Raw genomic sequence first — 19,139 nt, forward strand, 5'->3', positions numbered from 1 at the left:
TCAAGTGCGCTTGAAGTCAAGCACCCGGCGGCGCGCCGGAGCACGGCTTGGCGCATTGTCAGATTTATCCTGACCCGAGGGGCCGTCAGAACCGAGAGGACAGTACTCCGTGGGTCAGCTGTCACTGCTCTTCCTGGTGCTGCTCGCCTCGGTGGTGACCATCCCGGTGGCCCGGCTCACCCGGGTGCCGCAGCCGGTGCTGATGACCGCGATCGGATTGCTGTTCGCCTGGCTTCCGCAGGTGCCGGACATCACCATCAACCCCGAGCTGATCCTGCCGCTGGTGCTGCCGCCGCTGATCTTCGCGGTGGCCCGGCGCTCCTCGGTCCGGTACTTCCGGGCCAACATCCGCTCGATCCTGCTGCTCGCGGTCGCCCTGGTGATCGTCACCACCACGGTGGTGGCCGGGGTCTTCCACTGGCTGATGCCCACCCTCCCGCTGGCCGCCGCCGTCGCCCTCGGCGCGCTGGTCTCGCCGCCCGACCCGGTCGCGGCCGTCGCGGTGGCGGGCAGCGTCGGCCTGCCCCGGCGGCTGGTCGCGGTGCTGGAGAGCGAGGGCCTGTTCAACGACGTGACCGCGATCGTCATCTACTCGGTGGCCGTCGAGGCGGTGGTGACCGGGGACTTCTCGGGGAGCGGCGCGGCGCTGCGGTTCGTGCTCTCGGCGGTGGTCGCGGTGGTGGTGGGGATCGCGCTGGGCTGGCTGAACGCCAAGCTGGCCGGTCTGCTCGAGGACCCGACCCAGCAGGTCGCGCTCAACCTGCTGGTGCCGTTCGCCGCCTATGTGCTGGCCGAGGAGATCCACGGCTCAGGTGTGCTGGCCGTGGTGGTCTGCGCGCTCTACCTGGCGGACCGGGCGGCCGACGCCGACGACGTGGCGTACCGGCTGGTCGGCAACGCCTTCTGGGAGATCGTCGAGATCCTGATCACCGGCGTCGCGTTCGGGCTGATCGGGCTGGAGCTGGCCCCGCTGATGGAGGAGGTCAGGGACAGCTGGCACGGAATGGTCGGTGACGCGGCCTGGGTGGTCGGCGCGCTGGTGCTGGTCCGGCTGCTCTGGCTGTTGCCGGCCGCCTGGATCTCCAAGCGGGTCAGCCGGGCGGACGAGGACACCCCGATCAGCTGGCGGGAGACCCTGGTGCTCTGGTGGTCCGGGATGCGCGGGGTCGCCACCGTCGCGCTGGCGCTCGGCATCCCGCTCACCATCGACGGCGGCGCGGCCTTCCCCGGGCGGGACGAGATCATGGTGGTGGCCTTCGCGGTGGTGCTGTTCACCCTGCTGGTCCAGGGTCTGACGCTGCCTCTGGTGGTCAGGATGCTCGGCCTCGGCGGCGCGGCGGACGCGCACGAGGAGGCGGTCAAGCAGCTGTGGTGGCGGGCCGCCAAGGCCGGGCTGACCCGGCTCGGCGAGCTGGAGGACGAGCGCGACCTGCAGCCCGAGGTGGTCGAGCGGCTGCGGGAGCGTCAGCACGACCGGCTGGCCAGGCTCTGCCCGGAGAGGTACGCCGAGGAGGAGGCGCAGGAAGCCAGGGAGCGGTTCGTCCAGTGGCAGGCCGCCGCCGACATCGAGCAGGAGATGATCGCCGCCTCCCGCCGTGAGGTGCTCGCCGCCCGGGGCGAGCTGGGCGGCGACCCGGAGATCGCCGACCAGGTGATGCGCAAGCTCGACCTGCGCTCCCGGCGCAAGTGACCGGCAGGGGTGGAACCGACGAAGTGTCCGTGACCGCAGGTGGCGGCGCGGGTGACGGTCCACCAGGACGGTTAGGCTGGCCCGGGCAGGCCGTCAACGGAGTCGGCGCACCACACCTGTACTACCGCCGGACCTCGCGTCACCCTCCCGCTGGGCCCTGCCGGTACTCACAACCGGATGACTTCGAGGAGCAACCGATGACGGCGCTGAACCGTACCCCCCTGGACCGGCTGCCGCAGTGGACGGCACTGGCCAAGCACCGGGAGGAGTTCGGTGACACCCATCTGCGCGAGCTGTTCGCGGCCGACCCCGGCCGCGGGGCCGAGTACACGCTGCAGGTCGGCGACCTGCTGGTGGACTACTCCAAGCAGCTGGTGACCGGCCAGACCCTGGGCCTGCTGCGGGAGTTGGCGGCCGCCACCGGTGTCGCCGAGCTGCGCGACGCGATGTTCCGCGGCGAGAAGATCAACATCACCGAGGACCGGGCCGTCCTGCACACCGCCCTGCGCGCCCCGCGCGGCGCGGTGGTCGAGGTGGACGGCGAGAACGTGGTGCCCGCCGTGCACGCGGTGCTGGACCGGATGGCCGCCTTCGCCGACAAGGTCCGCTCCGGCGAGTGGACCGGGCAGACCGGCAAGCGGATCAGGAACATCGTCAACATCGGCATCGGCGGCTCGGACCTCGGCCCGGCGATGGCGTACGAGGTGCTCCGCTCCTACTCCCAGCGCGACCTGACGGTGCGTTTCGTCTCCAACGTGGACGGCGCGGACCTGCACGAGGCGGTCCGCGATCTGGACGCCGCCGAGACGCTGTTCATCGTGGCATCCAAGACCTTCACCACGATCGAGACCATCACCAACGCCACCTCGGCGCGGGAGTGGCTGCTCGGTGAGCTGGGGGCCGGCCAGGAGGCGGTCGCCAAGCACTTCGTGGCGCTCTCCACCAACGAGGCCGGGGTGGCCGACTTCGGCATCGACGTGGCCAACATGTTCGAGTTCTGGGACTGGGTCGGCGGCCGCTACTCCTTCGACTCGGCGATCGGCCTCTCGCTGATGATCGCGATCGGCCCGGACCACTTCCGCGAGATGCTGGACGGCTTCCACCTGGTCGACGAGCACTTCCGCACCGCGCCCGCCGAGCAGAACGTCCCGCTGCTGCTCGGCCTGCTGGGCGTCTGGTACGGCGCGTTCTTCGACGCCCAGGCGCACGCGGTGCTCCCGTACTCGCACTACCTGGCCCGCTTCACCGCCTACCTCCAGCAGCTCGACATGGAGTCCAACGGCAAGTCGGTGGACCGCGAGGGCAACCCGGTGGACTGGCAGACCGGCCCGGTGGTCTGGGGCACCCCCGGCACCAACGGCCAGCACGCCTACTACCAGCTGCTGCACCAGGGCACCAAGGTGATCCCGGCCGACTTCATCGGCTTTGCGAAGCCGGTCGCCGAGCTGAGCCCGGCGCTGGCCGCCCAGCACGACCTGCTGATGGCCAACTTCTTCGCCCAGACCCAGGCGCTGGCCTTCGGCAAGACCGCCGAGGAGGTCGCCGCCGAGGGCGTGCCCGCCGAGCTGGTCCCGCACAAGACCTTCAAGGGCAACCACCCGACCAGCACCGTGCTGGCCGCCGAGCTCACCCCGTCGGTGCTCGGCCAGCTGGTCGCGCTGTACGAGCACAAGGTGTTCGTCCAGGGCGCGGTGTGGAACATCGACTCCTTCGACCAGTGGGGCGTCGAGCTCGGCAAGGTGCTGGCCAAGCGGATCGAGCCGGTGCTGCTGACCGGCGAGGGTACCGAGGCGCTGGACAGCTCGACCGCCGCGCTGGTGCAGAACTACCGCTCGCTGCGCGGGCGCTGACGGACGGCGGCCCCCCGCTCGGGCGGGGGGCCGCTCCGGCCGGGCGCGCTGGGAACGAAGGAAGGCCCCCACCGTGAGGTGGGGGCCTTCCGACCGTCTGTGCGCCGCCAGGGACTCGAACCCCGGACCCGCTGATTAAGAGTCAGCTGCCTCTAACCAACTGAGCTAGCGGCGCCTGTCTGACGTGGAAAACATTAGCAGCGTGATCCGGCGGAACCAAAATCGGTTTCAGGCCTCGGTGGGCTCGGCCGGCGCCTTTGCCCGGGAGGCCCGGACGCAGGCCCAGAGCACGGTGGCGGCGCCCGGCAGCCAGGGCTCTCGGGAGTCCGGTGCGACGATCCAGCGGCCGGCGCCCTGGCCGGGGGAGGCCGGGGCGTCCACCATCCGCTGGATCGGCGGCACGGTCACCGCGTCGCCCTGCCCGTGGCAGAGCAGCGGCGGCACCTCGCGGGCCCACTCCTCCCAGGCCAGCAGGGTACGGAGCCGGGGCGCCGCGCCCGGCTGGACGAACAGCAGGGTCCGGCCCCGGAAGGAGGCGACCGGACCGCAGCCCGGGCCGGAGGCCCAGAGTTCGTCCAGCACGGCGCGGCCGAACAGGGCCGGCATGCTGATCACGTCGAAGGCCCGCCCACAGGGCAGGACGGTCGGCGCCCAGGGGCGTGACTCCCAGAGGGCGCGCATGCTGCGCGGGTACTCACTCGCGGAGGCCAGCCAGGACTCCCCGGCCACGGTGACGTACTCCACGGATTGATACGTCCAGATGTCCACGGGCAGCAGACTGGCCCGGCTGGGGTGAGCCGCGCCGGGAAAGCGACGTTCGGCGGACAACGGGCGGGGGAGGGGCGTACCCTTCCCGCCTGCATATGCCAGAGGCGTGTCGAAGGGCCTAGTGCTGCTCGCCGCTGTGCTGCTGGCGGATCAGGGTGCGGCCGTACTCGACCATCCGGGCCGCGTAGTCCGGCGTCCAGTCGATCCGGGTGGCGATCTCGGCGGGCGAGAGCGCGTCGAACCGGCGGGTGTCCGCGAGCTGGGCGGCGGCGATCGCCTGGAAGTCGGCGGCCCGCTCGGCGGCGACCCGGAAGGCGAGGGTCAACTCGGTGGAGCGACGGAGCAGTTCGGCCGGGTCGTCGATCGACTCCAGGTCGAAGAACCGTTCCTCCTCGGGCTCCGCGGCCGTGGGCTCGAACAGCAGCTGGGCCGGGCGCAGGCGGCGCGGCGGCGGGGTCTCGGCGGTGGGCGGGGTGGTGCTCGGCTCGCCAGCGGAGGGACCGGACTGCGCCGGGAGTGGCCGTACGGCTTCGCGGTCGACCGGCTGGGCGGACACCGGCGGATGGCGGTCGGGCATAGGGAGACACCTCCGAGGTGGCGGGTGAGGGGGCTGCCGTCCATTGTCGCGCGGGAACGGCCGGTAACGGAACGGTGCACGTGCGGGCGCTATTCCCGGGCCGCGCGCCCCCGTCAGTGGAGCTGTACCCGGTGCTCGTTCAACTGGGCCAGCACCGCGTGGTTGGCCTCCCAGCCGTCCGGGAACTTCATCGTCACCCCGAGCTGGACCGGCTCGGTCGCCGGATGCTCGTCCAGCAGCTCCGGGATACCGGCCCTGGCCACCACGATGCAGGCGTGCCGGTGCCGGGTCGCGAGCACACAGAGCCGCCCGGTCTCCAGGTGGAAGGCGGTGGCGTCCGGGCGTCCGGAGAGCGGGTGCAGCACGACGGTGACGTCGTACTCGCGGCCCTGCAGCCGGTTCGCGGTGTCCACGGTGACGGCCGGGCCGGCCGAGCCGTCCACCGGCACGCCGAGCTTCAGCAGCGCGGCCCGGACGGCCGCCGCCTGGTCCCGGTGGGCGGTGCCGACCGCGATCCGGTCGGCGGTGAGCGGGGTGCTGCCCTGCTCCGAGTGGGCGGTCAGCCCCCGGGTGAGCAGCCGGTGCACGGTGGCGGCGGTGGCGGCCACCGCCTGCGGGTCGGTCCGCACGGTGTGCCGGGCGGGCAGCTCCAGCAGCGCCCAGCCGTGCTCGGCCGCCTCGTCGATCGCGGCGTCCAGCGCGGAGCCGTCCGGGGCGGTGGAGGTGGTCAGCCGCCGGTCCTCCGGCCCGGTGCCGGAGCGGAACGGGGTGTACGGGTAGAAGGCCGCCGAGATCAGCGGCGCGGCGGAGTACGGCAGCCGCCAGGAGACCGGCAGGCGGTGCGGCCGGATCTCCGGGTTGTGCGCGAGCAGGGTGACCACCGCGCTGCTGGACGGGTCGTAGGACAGGCCCGCCCACTGGTCGGTGCCGACCACCGTGAACGGGTCCAGCTGGCCGGGGTCGCCGACGAACAGGGCCCGCTCGAACAGCCCGGCCACGGCGAGCAGCGCGTCCGAGCGCATCTGGTACGCCTCGTCCACGATCGCGTGCCGCCAGCGCGCCTCGGTCTTCACCCACTGCCACTTGGCGGCGGTGGAGATCACCACGTCCTGCTCCAGCAGGTCGCCGACCTTCGGCGCGGCGGTGACGTTGGCGTACCGGGACAGCTCGGCAGCGGGCTTGCTGTCGGCGGCGTGCAGCCGGCCGATCGTGAGGTCCGGGCCCTTCTCGGCCAGCCGGGCGACCAGGTCGTCCACCTGACTGTTCGTCTGGGCCACGATCATCAGCTTCTCGCCGCCCGCGACCAGCTCCCGGGCGGCCCGCACCACCAGGGTCGACTTGCCCGCACCGGGCGGTGAGTCGACCACCACCCCCCGCGGGGCACCCGGGGCGGGGTGGACGGTGGCGGCCAGGATCGCTGCCACGGCGGAGTCGGCGGCGGCACCGGGATTCTCGTCGGGGCGCTCGTTGGTCGGACTGCTGGGCGGACTGATGGTCATGCCGGTGGTCATTCCCACTCTTCGGTGGCGGTAGGCGAACGATCGCTGCCGCCGGGCGGCCCGCCGTGCGTCCACGGCGTGTCGTCCGGCTCGGGGAGCGGGGCGGACTGGCGGGGCGTCAGCTCGAACAGGGTCAGCACGATCCGCTCCCCGGGGTCGGGCAGGCTGCCCGGCTCCGGCTCCTTCTTCCGGCCCATCCCGTTCAACACCCGGACGGTGACGGTGCCTTCGGCCGGGTCGGACCCGACGATCACCGCCTCCTGGGCCGAGCTGTGGTTGGCCCGGTACACCTTGCGGCCCTGGTCGGCGTGCGGTCGGTCGGTGGTGCGGATCACCAGCAGCGGACGGGGCTTGGGCGAGCGGCCCGAGGTGTCGTACTCCGGGACCACCTCGGTGACCACCCCCGCGAACGCCTCGCCGGACAGCCGGTGCTCGGCCATCGCCAGCGGGTCGTCCAGCGCCTCGTGGACGTCCAGCCGGGCCTGCTCGCGCTCCCGCTGGGCCAGTTTGCGGGCGGCGGTGACGGCGTCGTCCTGCTTGGGCTGCGGAGGTTCGCCGGCCGCCAGCCGGTCGCGGTGACCGGTGTAGGACCAGCGGTCGCCCTCCCAGCGCTCGGCCAGGTGGGCGGCCGGGGGGAGGGCGCGGAGCAGGTCGAGGCCGCGCCAGACGTCCTGCCAGGTGGGCAGCAGCACCTGGAGCAGCGCGGCGTGCAGCTCCTCGGCGGTCTGTTTCACCCGGAGGCGGGCCTGGTCGCCCGGGGCGGTTGCCAGGGCGGCCAGTGCGGCCAGTGCGGTGTCGTGCCGGGTGATGGCCGGGGCCAGCACCCGGGCATCGAAGGCCGGGTCGGTGGCCGGGCCGGCCGGTGGGTGCAGCAACTGGCCGGCGGCGTCCCGTTCCGTCTCCATCCGGGTGGCCAGCTCGGCCCCGCCGATGCCGAACGGCGGCTGGTGCCAGGCGAGTTGGGCGCCGAGGTGCTGATCCTCCAGGTGGCTCTGGCCGGTCGCCCAGTGGCGGGCCAGCAGCCCGGTCATCGGCAGCAGCAGGCTGGAGCCCGGCACCTGGGCCCGCTCGGTCAGATGCGTCAGCCAGCGGCCCAGCAGCGGCACCCTGGTCGGCGCGGGGTAGGGCCCCGGGTCCGGATCCTCGGCGGTGCGGCGGAACCGGGTGGACCGGCCGAGCAGCGCCAGGTGCTGCACGGAACCGCTGTTCGGCACGATCAACTGGGGTGCATCGGCACAGAGTTCGCGGAAGGCCTGGGTCTTTTCGCCGGTCTCCGGATCCTTCTCGGTGCGCTCGATCTGCTCGACCTCGGCGCCGTACGACTCCAGGTAGGGCACCAGCTCGGCGGCGAACCCGGCCAGGAACTCGAAGCGCTGACTGCGGTTCAGCGGCTGCGGCACGAGGTGCAGCCGGGGCGCCGCCCGCTCGGTGCCGAGCAGCACCGCGAGCGGCGCCCCCGCCTCACCGGCGGCGGCCAGCGGGACCAGCACCATCGGCCGGTCGGACAGGTGCCGGTGGCGGACGGTGGCCAGCGGCTCGGCGTGCCCGCTGCGGACGGCCTCCAGCCGGGCCAGGGTGGCGAGCAGGCTCACCGGCCGGCTCCGTCGGCCCCGTTGGCTGCGAGGGCTTCGGCGCGCAGGGCTGCCGCGTGCGCCAGGCGGGCGGCGGCCTCACTGTCGGCCTGCGGGCCCTGGGACGTGGCGGCCGTAAGCGCGGCGGTGACCGTCCGGAGGCTGCCCAACTCGCCCCGGACACCCCGGCCGAGCTGCTCCACCGCGTCCGCACAACGGGCCTGCGCCCGGCAGTGGAAGCCCAGCTCGCAGGTGGAGAGGCAGTCCGGACTGTAGGCGGCCGGGACGGATTCGACGGACTCGGTGAGTGCGGCCACCGGGCGGGTCGGCGACCCGGCCTGATCCGGCGCCAGGTCGAAGCTGGTGCCGGGCGGAAGGGCGTCGAGCAGCTGCTCGATCCCGGTCAGCCGGGCCAGCTGCCGGCGGGTGGTGGCCAGCTCGCGGCGGACGTCCACGGCGGTGGCCGTCGGCCGGTTGGTGAAGTCCCTCGGGCAGACCAGCAGCACACTCAGCTCGGGGCTGCCGGGGAACTCGTCGGTGGCGTACGGGGACTGATCGGCCGTCGTACCCGCCAGCCCGGCCGCCGTCTCCTGCAGCGCCAGCACGTACACCGCCGCCTGCCGGGCCGCCGCCCCGACCTTCGCCGGGTCGGCCGAGCCGTCGATGATCGGGAAGGACTTGATCTCCACCACCGTGCAGCGCCCGCCGTGCACCACCACCGCGTCCGGCTCCAGGTAGGCCGGGCTGCCCGCCACGGTGAGCCGGAACATCGGGTGGTCGAGCAGTGTCCAGCGCCCGGGATCGGCGGCGGCCTCGGCCAGCGCCTGAGCGGTCCGCTCGGCCCGGGTCGCGGGGGCCGAGCGCGGCAGCAGATCCGGCACCGCCAGCTCGGCGCCCTCCGGCGGTGCGCCGAGCAGCCGACGGAGTGGCTCCAGCAGCGCCGCGTAGCCGTCGGCCTTGAGCCGGGCCTCGAAGACGTTCCCCCGGGTGATCGCGAACGGGGACTGCCCGAACGGTGCCGGGTGCCCGAGCCGCTCGGCGACCGCGCCCTTGTCCACCCCCGCCGCGTCCAGCACCGCGCGGCGGCGGCACCCCGGATTGGCCGCGAGCGCGGCCAGCGCCCGGGCGTCGAGGCTGCGCTGCGGCGCCTGGCCGCGCAGATCACGGAGCCGCCGCGCGACCGGCTCCGCCTGTCCGTAGGTCAAGACGTTCATGGTGCGGCCAAGTCTCGCACCCGGCACCGACAAACCACCCCGGAACGCGCTCCCCGGACCTTCCGGGGCCATCCGGACGTTGGACGGTTGCCTCGAAGTGCCCGGGCGGTGAGGGATCATGGGGAGGTCGAAGCAGCCCCCTGTCTGCGAGGAGTCCGCTCATGCCCGCCCGTATCGTGCTTGTCCGGCATGGTGAGACCGCCTGGTCGGCCAGCGGTCAGCACACCGGCCGTACCGATGTCCCGCTCACCGAGGAGGGCCGCGGGATGGCCCTCGCTCTCGGGGCCCGGCTGGCGAAGGCCCCGTGGAACGGACTGCCGGACGCCACCGTCTACACCAGCCCGCTGTCCCGGGCCAAGGAGACCTGCGAGCTGGCCGGTTTCGGCGACCGGGCGACCGACCGGGACGAACTGCTGGAGTGGGACTACGGCCAGTACGAAGGGCGGACCGGCCCCGACATCCGGGCCACCGACCACCCCGGCTGGCTGATCTGGCGGGACGGCGTGCCCGGCGGCGAGAAGCTCGCCGACGTGGCGGCGCGGGTGGACGGCTTCCTCGCGGATCTCAACTCCGCACACGGGAAGCCGCATCCGGAGACCACCACCATGCACTGCGCCGACCACGACGTGGTGCTGTTCGCGCACGGGCACCTGCTGCGGATTCTGACGGCGCGTTGGCTGGGGCTCCCGCCGGAGTTCGCGCAGCGGTTCAAGCTCGGGACAGCGGCGCTGTCGGTGCTGTCCTGGGAGTACGGGGCGCCCGCGGTGGAGATCTGGAACGACCACAGTCACCTGCAGGGCTGAGCTTCTGGCAGGGGCTCAGCCGTCTACTACCCAGGGGCTCGGGGAACTGCGAGGAGATCTGGCGTTCGGGTCACTGCAAAAGTGCCTGACCGCCTACGTACTGGTGACCTTTTTCCAGGTCGGCGTCGCAGTTCCCCGAGCCCCTGACCGTAGATGGCTGAGCGCGGTGCCCGAGAGAAGGTCAGGCGGCTTCGTAGGTGGTGAGGAAGGTGGCCACCTCGGGGACGGTGCGGTGTGGGCGCAGCCGGTCTGCGGTGGTGGCGAGCATGCTGCGGATGCGGGCCGAGCGGACCTGGCCGAGCAGGGTGGCGGCGGCCGTGCCGTGGACTGCGGCGCCGGCCAGGTCGCCGAGGCCGAGGCGGTCGTGGGCCAGCTCTGCGGTGTAGAGGACCCGGTTGCGGACGAAGTGCGGCTCCTGCAGGGAGATCGCCCGGCAGGCCCGTTCGGTGGCCCGGTCGAACTCGCCGAGCGCGGACCAGCACTGGGCTTCGAGGCCGGCGATCTCGGCTTCGCCGAAGAAGCTCATCCACTCCGGGTCGGCCTCTGACTCGCCCCGGTCGAAGAGCGTGTGAGCGCGCCCCAACGCCCGTTCGCAGGCTGCCCGGTCGCGCAGCAGCGCCCAGGCCCCGGCCTCTCGCATGACCAGCAGCGAGAGCAGTCGGTCGGAGTCGAGGTGCCGGGCTGCGGCCTGCCCGGCCTGGGCTGCCCGGAGTGCTTCCCTGGCCCGTCCGGCGTCCCGAGCCAGGAAGGCGCTGTTGGAGAAGACGTGTGCCTCCAGTGCCGCGTCGTCGGCCATCCGGGCGGTGGCGAGGGCCTCGGAGTAGAACGAGCGGGCGTCTGCCAGCCGGTCCGAGTCGTGGGCCAACCAGCCGACCGAGATGGCCAGTTCGCCGGCGCCGGACTGCAGTCGACGTTCGGTGGCGGCGCTGTACTCGCCGTCGTTGAGCATCACGTACGCGCCGCGCAGCGACTGCCCGGCCAGTTCGAACAGGGCGTCCGCGCCGTGCACGTCGTCCAGCAGCCGGATGTCGCGGACGGCCTGTTCGACACCGAGCACCTCGGCCGCGCCGACCCGGCGTGGGGGCGGCACGACCGGTGTCGTGGCCTGCGCGGGCAGGTCGAGGCCGAGCGCGGTCACCAGGGCGGTCGAACCGCCGTTCAGGAATGTACGGCGACGCACGTCGTCGTTCTCCTCGTCGGGATGGTACGAGTCGCCGAGCCGGTTCGGCCCGCCCGGCCCGAGCCTGGGGGCCGGGACCGACGGTGGGTCGGCCACACGGCGGCGGACCGTCGTACGTGGGGTGAACCCGAGCTCGGACAGGGAGCGGCCCGGCCACATGTGCCGGAACACCCGCTCGTAGGCGTAGTTGGGACAACGGATCTCCCCGGCCTCCACCCGGCCGACGTAGCGGGCGTCGCAGGAGACGTGCTCGCCGATCTCCCGGGCGGCCCGGCGGATCGCGACCGCGAACTCGGCTGGGGAGAGGTCGCCGCGCAGGGCTCGCATGGTGGCGTTGGGGGTGGGGGGCCTCGTGGCTGCCATCTGATGCGCTCCGAGCTGGTGCGTCGGGGGTCGGTCCGTGGTGCGTCCGTCGTCGGTGGTGCCTGTGGTGCCGGTGGTGGTGCCGGTGGCCCGGGAGGGCCTCGATCCAGCGCAGAGAGTACCGGCCGTCACCGACCGGTCACGTCCAGTTGTGGGCTGATCTGCGGTCAATTGGCATTAAATCGGGCGCTGTTGCCGAGATCCGCCATGAAATGCCATGGCTTGCTGTACGTCGCCCCGTGGCCTTTCCGGCCGCCCAGCGTTGTCCTGATACGTGGAAGCCATCGCCGCGCCCCCACCGATCCGGTCCTCCGATCGAGCGACTCCCGGCTTCCGACCTGACGAGGTGACAGGAGGGCCCCATGGCCACCGGACTTCCGCACTACCGACGCATCACGGCCGGAGCAGGCCGGGGCCTTCCCGGTCTCGTCCCGGCCCTGCACCCCGCGCTGCATCCCGCCTCGGGTGCGGGCGGGGCCGACCAGGAGCCCTCCGGCTTCGCCGTCGGCGGTGGCGGCCCCGGGGTGGGGCGGCCCGCCCCGGCGGGCTTCGACACCGTCACCGTCCCGGTCCGGCACGGTCTGGAGACGGTGGACATCCTCCGGCTCCGCCGGGCCTGCGGCACGGTGCACCAGACCGGCGGAGGGTCGGCGATCGCGTTCCTGGTCCCCGCCGGGGTCGCCGGGCAGTGGCACCTGCCCGGCACCAGCTGTACGCCGGGGGCCAAGCAGCTCCCCGCGACCGACCCCCGCTGGGTGATGCCGCCCGCCGGGCCCACCGCCGCAGCCCGGGCGACCGACCCCTGGGTGCTCCGCTCGGCCCTCTGCGAGGCGGCCTGCACCCTGACGGCGAGCGGCCTCGGCCCGTTCTGACCTGCACGGTCGTCCTGCCACCGTTTCTCGCCCGCCCCTCGCCCGCCCCTCGCCCGTCCCGCCGGCCGCGGCAGTCGGCCCGCCCCACCCGGCGATAATGGTCCCCATGGGACGCAGCAACCGGGCCGGTCGGGCTCGCACCGAGGCCGAGCCCGCCACGACGTCGGCCCCCGCCGGGTCGCCCGGCGGTCGTACACACGCACAGGGCCCGCTGGCCCGTCCGGTCGCCTCCGGCCTGGCCGAGCTGATCCCGGACCGTGACCGCCCCTGCGCCTGGACGCTGCTGCTCGACGGAGCGCCGCAGTCCCTGGTCGACCTCGACGACCCGAGCCACCTGGGCTTCGAGTACCAGCGCCGCCTCGGCCACCTGATCGACCTCGCGGCCCCGCCCGGCAAGCCGATCACCGTGCTGCACCTCGGCGGTGGCGCCCTGACACTGGCCCGCTACACCGCCGCCACCCGGCCGAGATCCCGTCAGCAGGTCGCCGAGATCGACCCCGAGCTGACCGAACTCGTGCGCGCCGAGCTGCCGTTGGAGCGCAGCTGGCAGATCAAGGTCCGCGGCGCCGACGCGCGGGCGGTGCTCGAACGGACCCCGGAGGCCTCCGTCGACCTGGTGATCGCCGACATCTTCTCGGGCGCCAGGACCCCGGCCCACTGCGCGACGGTCGAGTTCGCCGCGCTGGCCGCCCGGGCGCTCGCCCCCGGCGGCCGGTACGCCGCCAACATCGCCGACGGCGGGGCGCTGAGCTTCGCCCGCTCCCAGGCCGCCACCCTGCTGGCGGTGTTCCCAGAAGTCTGTCTGACGGCCGATCCGGCGGTGCTGCGGGGCAAGCGATTCGGCAACGTGATCCTGACCGCTGCTCACCAGCCGCTGCCGCTGGACGAGTTGGGCCGCCGGGTGGCCTCCGACTCCTACCTCGGCCGGATCGAACACGGCCGCCCGCTGACCGACTTCACCGCCGGGGCCGCCCCGGCCACCGACGCCACGGCGGCACCGTCCCCGGCGCCCCCGCCGGGCGTCTTCCACTGACCTGATCTGACCTGCCTGCCTGGCCCGACCCGACGTCCGCTGCTCGGTGGCAGCCGTTCAGTGCCCGCTGGGGATGCCCCGGTGCTTGTACATCGCCGCCCCGGTGAGCAGCAGCCCGGCCGCGATCGGTACCAGGACGGCGGTGAGCTTGCCCTCGGTCTCCACCGGGGCGGCGGTGGCCAGGGTCAGCTCCGGCGGGACGGTCTCCCAACTGCCTTCCACCAACTGGAGGTCGGCGCTCCTGACGACCGGAGCGGCCCGGTCCGGAGCGGCGGCGGTGACCGCCGCCGTCTGCCCGACCACCGCCGGGCGCAGCGCGGCGGTGGCCACCAACGGAGTGCCCGCTGCCGGTGCTTCGGCGCCCCCGCTGGATCGGGAGGCCCGGGGGTCGCCGTCCCCCCTGGGCTGCGGCGGTACGGCGGGCAGCAGGACTGCCGCGATGGCGAAGGCGTCCGGCACCGTGGTGGCCTGACCGGGCAGCGGCAGCCCGTCGGTCCTGATCCGGTCCTGCAGGGCGCGGCCCACCGAGGCGGTCTGCTGTTCCAGCACGGGCACGGTCGCCCCGGTCAGGCGGCCCAACAGCTCCGGCGCGTCGGCCTGGTTGACCAGGTCGGTGACGGACGGGCTGTCGCTGGCGTACGCGCTGGTCACCCCGAGGCCGATCCCCCAGACGTGGGCGAGCACCGCGCCCCCGGCGGCAAGCGTCCGGGCCCGGGGCCGGGGCAGCCGTCCCCGGTTCCGCTCCGGGCCCGGACGCTCCTGACACTCCGGGTCGCCGCTCGGGCCTTCGACTCGCGGCCGGGCCGCGTGATTTGCTCGCACGACAAGAGAGAACGACCGGTCGGGTGGTCAGGTCACGCGGCCGACGTCACCCCCGCTACGGCAGGGTTCCGGTACGGATCACCTCGGCGTACCAGCGGGCGCTGGCCTTGGGGGTCCGGGCCAGCGTGGCGTAGTCGACGTGCACCGCACCGAACCGCTTGGCATAGCCGTACGCCCACTCGAAGTTGTCCAGCAGCGACCAGAGGTAGTAGCCCCGGACATCGGCTCCGGCGGCCACGGCGTCGGCCACCGCGGCCAGGTGGCCGTGCAGGTAGGCGATCCGGTCCTGGTCGTCCACCAGGCCGTCGGGGCCGACGGTGTCCTCGAAGGCGGCGCCGTTCTCGGTGACCAGCATGGGCAGGCCCGGGTGTGCCCGGTGCACGTCGAGCAGCAGGTCGGTCAGGCCGGTCGGGTCGATCGGCCAGTCCATGGCGGTGCGTTCGCCGGGGGCGAGGTGGAACGCGACGTCCTCGGCACCCGGCCAGGGCGACTGGTCACCGCCGCCGTGGCCGTCGTGACGGGGGAGGTCCTTGGCGTTCTCGGCGCTCGAAACCACGGTCGGGGTGTAGTAGTTGATGCCCAGCAGGTCGATCGGCCGGCCGATCTCGGCCTCGTCGCCGGGCTGGACCAGGGTGTCCCAGTCGACCAGGTGGGCGGTGTCGGCGAGCAGGTCGGCCGGGTAACCGCCGTTCAGCATCGGGCCGGTGAAGATCCGGTTGCCGACGGCGTCGATCCGGCGGGCGGCCGACAGGTCGGCCGGGTCCTCGGTGAGTGGCCGGATCTGGTGCAGGTTGAGCGAGACGGCCAGCTGGGCGGTCCGCGGCAGCGCCGAGCGCAGGGCGCCGATCGCCATGCCGTGGCCCAGGTTGAGGTGGTGGGCGGCCTTGAGCGCGTCGGCCTGGTTGCTGCGCCCGGGGGCGTGCACGCCGGAGCCGTAGCCGAGGAAGGCGCTGCACCAGGGCTCGTTCAGGGTGGTCCAGGTGGCGACCCGGTCGCCGAGCGCCTCGGCGGCCAGCGCGGCGTAGTCGGCGAACCGGTACGCGGTGTCCCGGGCCGGCCAGCCGCCGACCTCCTCCAGGTGCTGGGGCAGGTCCCAGTGGTAGAGGGTGGCGACCGGGGTGATGCCGTGCGCCAGCAGCTCGTCGGTCAGCGCCCGGTAGAAGTCCAGCCCGCTCTCGACGGCCGGGCCGCGCCCGGTGGGCTGGATCCGCGGCCAGGACAGCGAGAACCGGTACGAGGTCAGGCCGAGCTCGGCCATCAGCCGGACGTCGTCGCGGAACCGGTGGAAGTGGTCGACGGCGATGTCCCCGGTGTCGCCGCCGGCCACCTTGCCGGGGGTGTGGCTGAAGGTGTCCCAGATCGACGGGGTGCGCCCGTTCTCGGTGACGGCACCCTCGATCTGGTAGGCGGCGGTGGCCGCGCCCCAGGCGAAGCCGGGCGGGAAGGCCGGGCCGGTGCGGATGGTGCTCGGTTCGGTCACGGTCATTGCGGGAGCGCTCCCATGATGAGTGTGGACGCTGACGTCGGATCAGCTCTTGACGGCACCGGCGGTGATGCCGCCGACGATGTGCTTGCCGAGCACGGCGAAGATCAGCAGCAGCGGCAGGGTGCCGACCAGCGCGCCGGTCATGATGACCGCCTGGTTGATGTCGTACGCGCTGCCGCCGCCGATCGCGGAGAGCGCGACCTGCACGGTCGGGTTCTGTTGGGTGAGCACCACGAAGGGCCAGAAGAAGTCGTTCCAGGACTGCACGAAGACCAGCATGCCCAGGACGGCCATGGCGGGGCGGGCGATCGGGAAGACCACGTGCCAGACGATCCGCAGACTGTGCGCGCCGTCCACCCGGGCGGCCTCGATCAGCTCCACCGGCAGGGCCTCGGCCAGGTACTGCCGCATGAAGAACACCCCGAAGGCGGCCACCAGCGAGGGCAGGATCACCGACTGGAGCTGATTGCCCCACTTCAGGTCGGTGATGATCTGGTACAGCGGGATGACGCTCAGCTGCGGCGGGATGGTCATGGTCGCCACCACCAGGGTGAGCAGGATGTTCCGGCCCCGGAACGGGAGTTTGGCGAACGCGAAGCCGGCCAGCGTGGAGAACATGACGGTGGAGAGCGCCACCAGCCCGGCCACGATGGTCGAGTTGAGCAGGGCCTGACCCATCGCGGCCTGGTTCCAGACGGTGGAGATGTTGGTCCACAGCTCGCCGCCGGGCAGCAGCGGCGGCGGCGACAGGGCCACCCGTTCACCGGTGTGGCTGGCCGCCACGAAGGTCCAGTAGAGCGGGAAGAGCGAGATCACCGCGGCCAGGCCGAGCAGCAGGTAGGTGATCGGGCCGGCCTTGTCGTGGTCACCGGCCCCGGCCCGGAACCGTCGCCGGGCGGGGGTGGGCGTGCCGAGGCCGGCGGCCTCGGCCGGGCGGGGAGTGGTCAGAGTGCTCATCGCTCAGCCTTCCAGCTTGGCGCGGTTGCGACGGGCGATCAGCAGGTTGATCGCGCCGATCAGCAGCAGGATCAGCAGCATGGTCCAGGCCACCGCCGAGGCGCGGCCCAACTGGCGGCTGGGCCAGCCGAGTTCGTAGAGGTAGAGGCTCAGCGTCTGGAACTGGTGCGCCGAGCCGCCGCTCACCCCGACCCCGCCGCCGAACAGCATCGGCTCACCGAACAACTGGGTGGCGCCGATGGTCGAGACGATGATGGTGAACAGGATGGTCGGCCGGATCGACGGGATGGTGATCCGGGTGAACTGCTGCCAGCGCGAGGCTCCGTCCAGGCTCGCCGCCTCGTACAGGTCCTTCGGCACGGCCTGCATCGCGGCCAGGTAGATCAGCGCGTTGTAGCCGGTCCAACGCCAGGTCACGATGGAGGAGATGGCGATCTGGGAGGGCCAGGTGTCGGAGAACCAGTCGGTGCGCTCGACGCCCACCGCGGAGAGCGCCCAGTTGATCATCCCGTAGTCCGGGTTGTAGAGCTGGACGAACACCAGGGTGGCTGCGGCGATCGAGGTCGCGTACGGGGCGAGCACCGCCACCCGGAAGAAACCCCGGGCGCGCAGGCGGTAGTTGAGCAGATGGGCCAGACCGAGGGCCATCAGCAGCTGCGGGACGGTGGAGATCACCCCGATGGTGAAGGTGTTCCGGAGTGCCGTCCAGAACTGCTCGCTGTCCCAGAGGCGGGTGTAGTTGCCCAGTCCGCGCCACTCCTGCACGTCCGGCGTGAGCAGGTCGACCTGGTGCAGCGACAGCCAGCCGGTCCAGACCAGCGGAATCAGCCCGAAGGCGGCGAAGCAGAGGAAGAACGGGGCGATGTAGGCGTAGGGGGAGGCCTTCAGGTCGAATCGGTACAGGCGCGAACGCCAGCTGGTGGACGGGGCTGGGGTGGCCACGGGGTGTCCTCCCGGGAGGGCTGCTGATGGTGCCGCCCGGCCGATGCGTCGTCAGGCCTCGGCCGGGCGGTGCTACTGGGGTGGGTACGGCGGCAGTCGGCGGGGGTGGCCGCCGAACAATCGGCTCACCGAACAACTGGGTGGCGCCGATGGTCGAGACAGAGCACGTTCTGCCAGGCCTTGGCCGGGTCGGTGCCGTGCTCCTCGATGTCGAGGATGCCGTTGTCGGTGATGATGGTCTTGGCGGTGCCGTCGTCCGGGCCGATCTTGGCGGGCTTGATGGACGAGGCGGCGGCCGCGTAGATCTGACCGGTCGGGGTGTCACCGAAGTAGTCCAGCTTGGCCGACTGCACGGCGGGCAGCTGGAGGCCGGCGGAGGTCGAGGGCAGGTTGCCGACCTTGGTGAAGACCTTGGCCTGCTGCTCCGGCGCGGTCAGCCAGGCGGCCAGCGTGGCAGCCTCCTTGACGTGCTTGCCCGCCTTCGGGACGCTCAGGAAGGCCCCGCCCCAGTTGGCGGCGACCGGGGCCTTGGCGATGTCCCACTTGCCCTTGCCGGCCTCGCCGGACTGCTTGCTGACGATGCCGGTCATCCAGGACGGGCAGGCCACGGTGGCGAACTTCGCGTTGGCGAAGGCCGCCTCCCACGGCTTCTGGAACTGCCGCAGCCCGGCGCTGATCTTCGCCTGCGAGGCGGCGACCGAGAGGTCCCAGGCCTTCTTCACGGCCGCGCTGTCCTTGACGTTCAGCTTGCCCGAGGAGTCGGAGTACTGCTCGGCCTCGCCGGAGATGACGGCGTTGAACAGCCCGCTCGCGGAGTCGGTGAAGAAGGTCCCGGCCGGGGCCTTGGCCTGGAACGCCTTGCCCTGTTCGATGAACTTGCCCCAGTCTCCGGCCCAGAGCTGGCCGACCGCCTCCCGGTCGGTCGGCAGGCCGGCCTGCTGGAACAGGTCCTTGCGGTAGCAGATCGCCATCGGGCCGACATCGGTGCCGAGGCCGATCAGCTCGCCCTTGGCGGTGGTGGCCTGCGTGGACTTCCAGGGCAGCCAGGCGCCTGCGGTGACCCCCTCGGTCTTGCCGAGGTCGACGAACTTGTCGCCCAACTTGCTGGTGGCCTGGGCGATGTAGCCGACCTCGACGGCCTGGATGTCGGCCAGGCCGCTACCCGAGGCGAGGTGGGTGGTCAGGGCATCCCAGTACTTCTGGCCGTCCTGCGCGGTCTCGGCCTTGATGGTGATGTTCGGGTGGGCGGCCATGTACTCGGTGTAGAGCCCGGCCTCCTGGTAGCCGAAGGTGCCGAAGTCGCCGAGGGTGAGGGTGATCTTCTCGTTTGCGTCCCCGCCCTTCGCGTCGCCGGTGCCGGAACCGGAGCTGGAGCAGCTGGTGAGCAGCAGGGCGGTGGCGGCCACCGTGGCGGTGGCGAGGGCGGCTGCTCTGCGGGGGCGGGTGGTGCTGCGGCGCATGACGTTCTCCTTGGTCCAGGGTGGGGCAGGGGTGCTGTGTGCGCGGTGATTG

Annotated in this window: 16 protein-coding genes and 1 tRNA gene; 5 read left to right on the top strand and 12 right to left on the bottom strand. The window is 72.7% G+C overall.

All coding sequences use genetic code 11. The features are described 5' to 3' along the window. The first annotated feature begins 109 nt into the window (after positions 1-109). Positions 110-1,690 carry a Na+/H+ antiporter gene (locus tag ASC99_RS29560; protein WP_057237736.1) on the top strand — a complete coding sequence of 527 codons (1,581 nt, stop codon included), beginning with the start codon at positions 110-112 and terminating at the stop codon, positions 1,688-1,690. A 197-nt stretch (positions 1,691-1,887) separates the two neighbouring features. Continuing rightward, the gene (pgi, locus tag ASC99_RS29565) at positions 1,888-3,540 is read left to right on the top strand and encodes a glucose-6-phosphate isomerase (protein ID WP_057237738.1); all 1,653 of its coding nucleotides are present in this window, start codon (positions 1,888-1,890) and stop codon (positions 3,538-3,540) included. A gap of 100 nt (positions 3,541-3,640) precedes the next feature. Here the strand turns inward: pgi and ASC99_RS29570 are convergent. From ASC99_RS29570 to ASC99_RS29595, 6 genes are all read right to left on the bottom strand, one after another. Further along, positions 3,641-3,715: transfer RNA gene (locus ASC99_RS29570), tRNA-Lys, on the bottom strand. Between the two features lie 53 nt (positions 3,716-3,768). Then, complete coding sequence (locus ASC99_RS29575) at positions 3,769-4,314, bottom strand: bifunctional DNA primase/polymerase (protein WP_304440484.1); 546 nt, start codon at positions 4,312-4,314, stop codon at positions 3,769-3,771. 112 nt (positions 4,315-4,426) lie between these two features. After that, positions 4,427-4,747, bottom strand: coding sequence for a hypothetical protein (locus ASC99_RS29580; RefSeq protein WP_057237847.1), 321 nt, complete (start codon positions 4,745-4,747; stop codon positions 4,427-4,429). Between the two features lie 251 nt (positions 4,748-4,998). After that, positions 4,999-6,396, bottom strand: coding sequence for an AAA domain-containing protein (locus tag ASC99_RS29585; protein WP_369824161.1), 1,398 nt, complete (start codon positions 6,394-6,396; stop codon positions 4,999-5,001). Further along, positions 6,393-7,976: a hypothetical protein gene (locus ASC99_RS29590; protein WP_057237740.1), complete on the bottom strand. Its 1,584-nt coding sequence runs from the start codon at positions 7,974-7,976 to the stop codon at positions 6,393-6,395. The genes ASC99_RS29585 and ASC99_RS29590 overlap by 4 nt, the downstream gene beginning before the upstream one ends. Continuing rightward, positions 7,973-9,169, bottom strand: a complete 1,197-nt coding sequence (locus ASC99_RS29595) for a hypothetical protein (RefSeq protein ID WP_057237742.1) — start codon at positions 9,167-9,169, stop codon at positions 7,973-7,975. The genes ASC99_RS29590 and ASC99_RS29595 overlap by 4 nt, the downstream gene beginning before the upstream one ends. Positions 9,170-9,330: 161 nt before the next feature. On the opposite strand from ASC99_RS29595, the gene ASC99_RS29600 reads away from it, so the two are divergent. Continuing rightward, positions 9,331-9,972 (top strand): histidine phosphatase family protein, encoded by a 642-nt coding sequence (locus ASC99_RS29600; RefSeq protein ID WP_057237744.1) that lies wholly within the window; start codon positions 9,331-9,333, stop codon positions 9,970-9,972. A 181-nt stretch (positions 9,973-10,153) separates the two neighbouring features. Here the strand turns inward: ASC99_RS29600 and ASC99_RS29605 are convergent, their stop codons facing one another. Beyond that, the gene (locus ASC99_RS29605; RefSeq protein ID WP_057237851.1) at positions 10,154-11,515 is read right to left on the bottom strand and encodes a hypothetical protein; all 1,362 of its coding nucleotides are present in this window, start codon (positions 11,513-11,515) and stop codon (positions 10,154-10,156) included. A gap of 362 nt (positions 11,516-11,877) precedes the next feature. Here ASC99_RS29605 and ASC99_RS29610 point away from each other — a divergent pair, with 362 nt between their 5' ends. Continuing rightward, positions 11,878-12,387: a hypothetical protein gene (locus ASC99_RS29610; RefSeq protein WP_057237746.1), complete on the top strand. Its 510-nt coding sequence runs from the start codon at positions 11,878-11,880 to the stop codon at positions 12,385-12,387. Between the two features lie 106 nt (positions 12,388-12,493). Next, positions 12,494-13,420, top strand: a complete 927-nt coding sequence (locus tag ASC99_RS29615) for a spermidine synthase (protein ID WP_369824160.1) — start codon at positions 12,494-12,496, stop codon at positions 13,418-13,420. Between the two features lie 57 nt (positions 13,421-13,477). On the opposite strand, the gene ASC99_RS29620 is transcribed toward ASC99_RS29615, so the two are convergent. From ASC99_RS29620 to ASC99_RS29640, 5 genes are all read right to left on the bottom strand, one after another. After that, complete coding sequence (locus ASC99_RS29620; RefSeq protein ID WP_157531832.1) at positions 13,478-14,242, bottom strand: hypothetical protein; 765 nt, start codon at positions 14,240-14,242, stop codon at positions 13,478-13,480. 55 nt (positions 14,243-14,297) lie between these two features. Next, positions 14,298-15,728: a GH1 family beta-glucosidase gene (locus ASC99_RS29625; protein WP_057237750.1), complete on the bottom strand. Its 1,431-nt coding sequence runs from the start codon at positions 15,726-15,728 to the stop codon at positions 14,298-14,300. Positions 15,729-15,770: 42 nt separating this feature from the next. Then, positions 15,771-16,685, bottom strand: a complete 915-nt coding sequence (locus ASC99_RS29630) for a carbohydrate ABC transporter permease (protein WP_057237752.1) — start codon at positions 16,683-16,685, stop codon at positions 15,771-15,773. A gap of 3 nt (positions 16,686-16,688) precedes the next feature. Next, positions 16,689-17,627, bottom strand: a complete 939-nt coding sequence (locus ASC99_RS29635; protein ID WP_057237754.1) for a carbohydrate ABC transporter permease — start codon at positions 17,625-17,627, stop codon at positions 16,689-16,691. 125 nt (positions 17,628-17,752) lie between these two features. Continuing rightward, positions 17,753-19,087, bottom strand: coding sequence for an ABC transporter substrate-binding protein (locus tag ASC99_RS29640; RefSeq protein ID WP_057237756.1), 1,335 nt, complete (start codon positions 19,085-19,087; stop codon positions 17,753-17,755). Positions 19,088-19,139: the final 52 nt, after the last annotated feature.

Source organism: Kitasatospora sp. Root107 (assembly GCF_001424875.1).
Classification (GTDB): Bacteria; Actinomycetota; Actinomycetes; order Streptomycetales; family Streptomycetaceae; genus Kitasatospora.

Excerpts from the sequence above, each read along its gene's own strand:
- pgi (WP_057237738.1), top strand. The coding sequence starts at position 1,888 with ATGACGGCGCTGAACCGTACCCCCCTGGACCGGCTGCCGCAGTGGACG.
- ASC99_RS29615 (WP_369824160.1), top strand. The coding sequence starts at position 12,494 with ATGGGACGCAGCAACCGGGCCGGTCGGGCTCGCACCGAGGCCGAGCCC.
- ASC99_RS29640 (WP_057237756.1), bottom strand. The coding sequence starts at position 19,087 with ATGCGCCGCAGCACCACCCGCCCCCGCAGAGCAGCCGCCCTCGCCACC.
- ASC99_RS29610 (WP_057237746.1), top strand. The coding sequence starts at position 11,878 with ATGGCCACCGGACTTCCGCACTACCGACGCATCACGGCCGGAGCAGGC.
- ASC99_RS29625 (WP_057237750.1), bottom strand. The coding sequence starts at position 15,728 with ATGACCGTGACCGAACCGAGCACCATCCGCACCGGCCCGGCCTTCCCG.
- ASC99_RS29600 (WP_057237744.1), top strand. The coding sequence starts at position 9,331 with ATGCCCGCCCGTATCGTGCTTGTCCGGCATGGTGAGACCGCCTGGTCG.
- ASC99_RS29595 (WP_057237742.1), bottom strand. The coding sequence starts at position 9,169 with ATGAACGTCTTGACCTACGGACAGGCGGAGCCGGTCGCGCGGCGGCTC.
- ASC99_RS29605 (WP_057237851.1), bottom strand. The coding sequence starts at position 11,515 with ATGGCAGCCACGAGGCCCCCCACCCCCAACGCCACCATGCGAGCCCTG.
- ASC99_RS29585 (WP_369824161.1), bottom strand. The coding sequence starts at position 6,396 with ATGACCACCGGCATGACCATCAGTCCGCCCAGCAGTCCGACCAACGAG.
- ASC99_RS29630 (WP_057237752.1), bottom strand. The coding sequence starts at position 16,685 with ATGAGCACTCTGACCACTCCCCGCCCGGCCGAGGCCGCCGGCCTCGGC.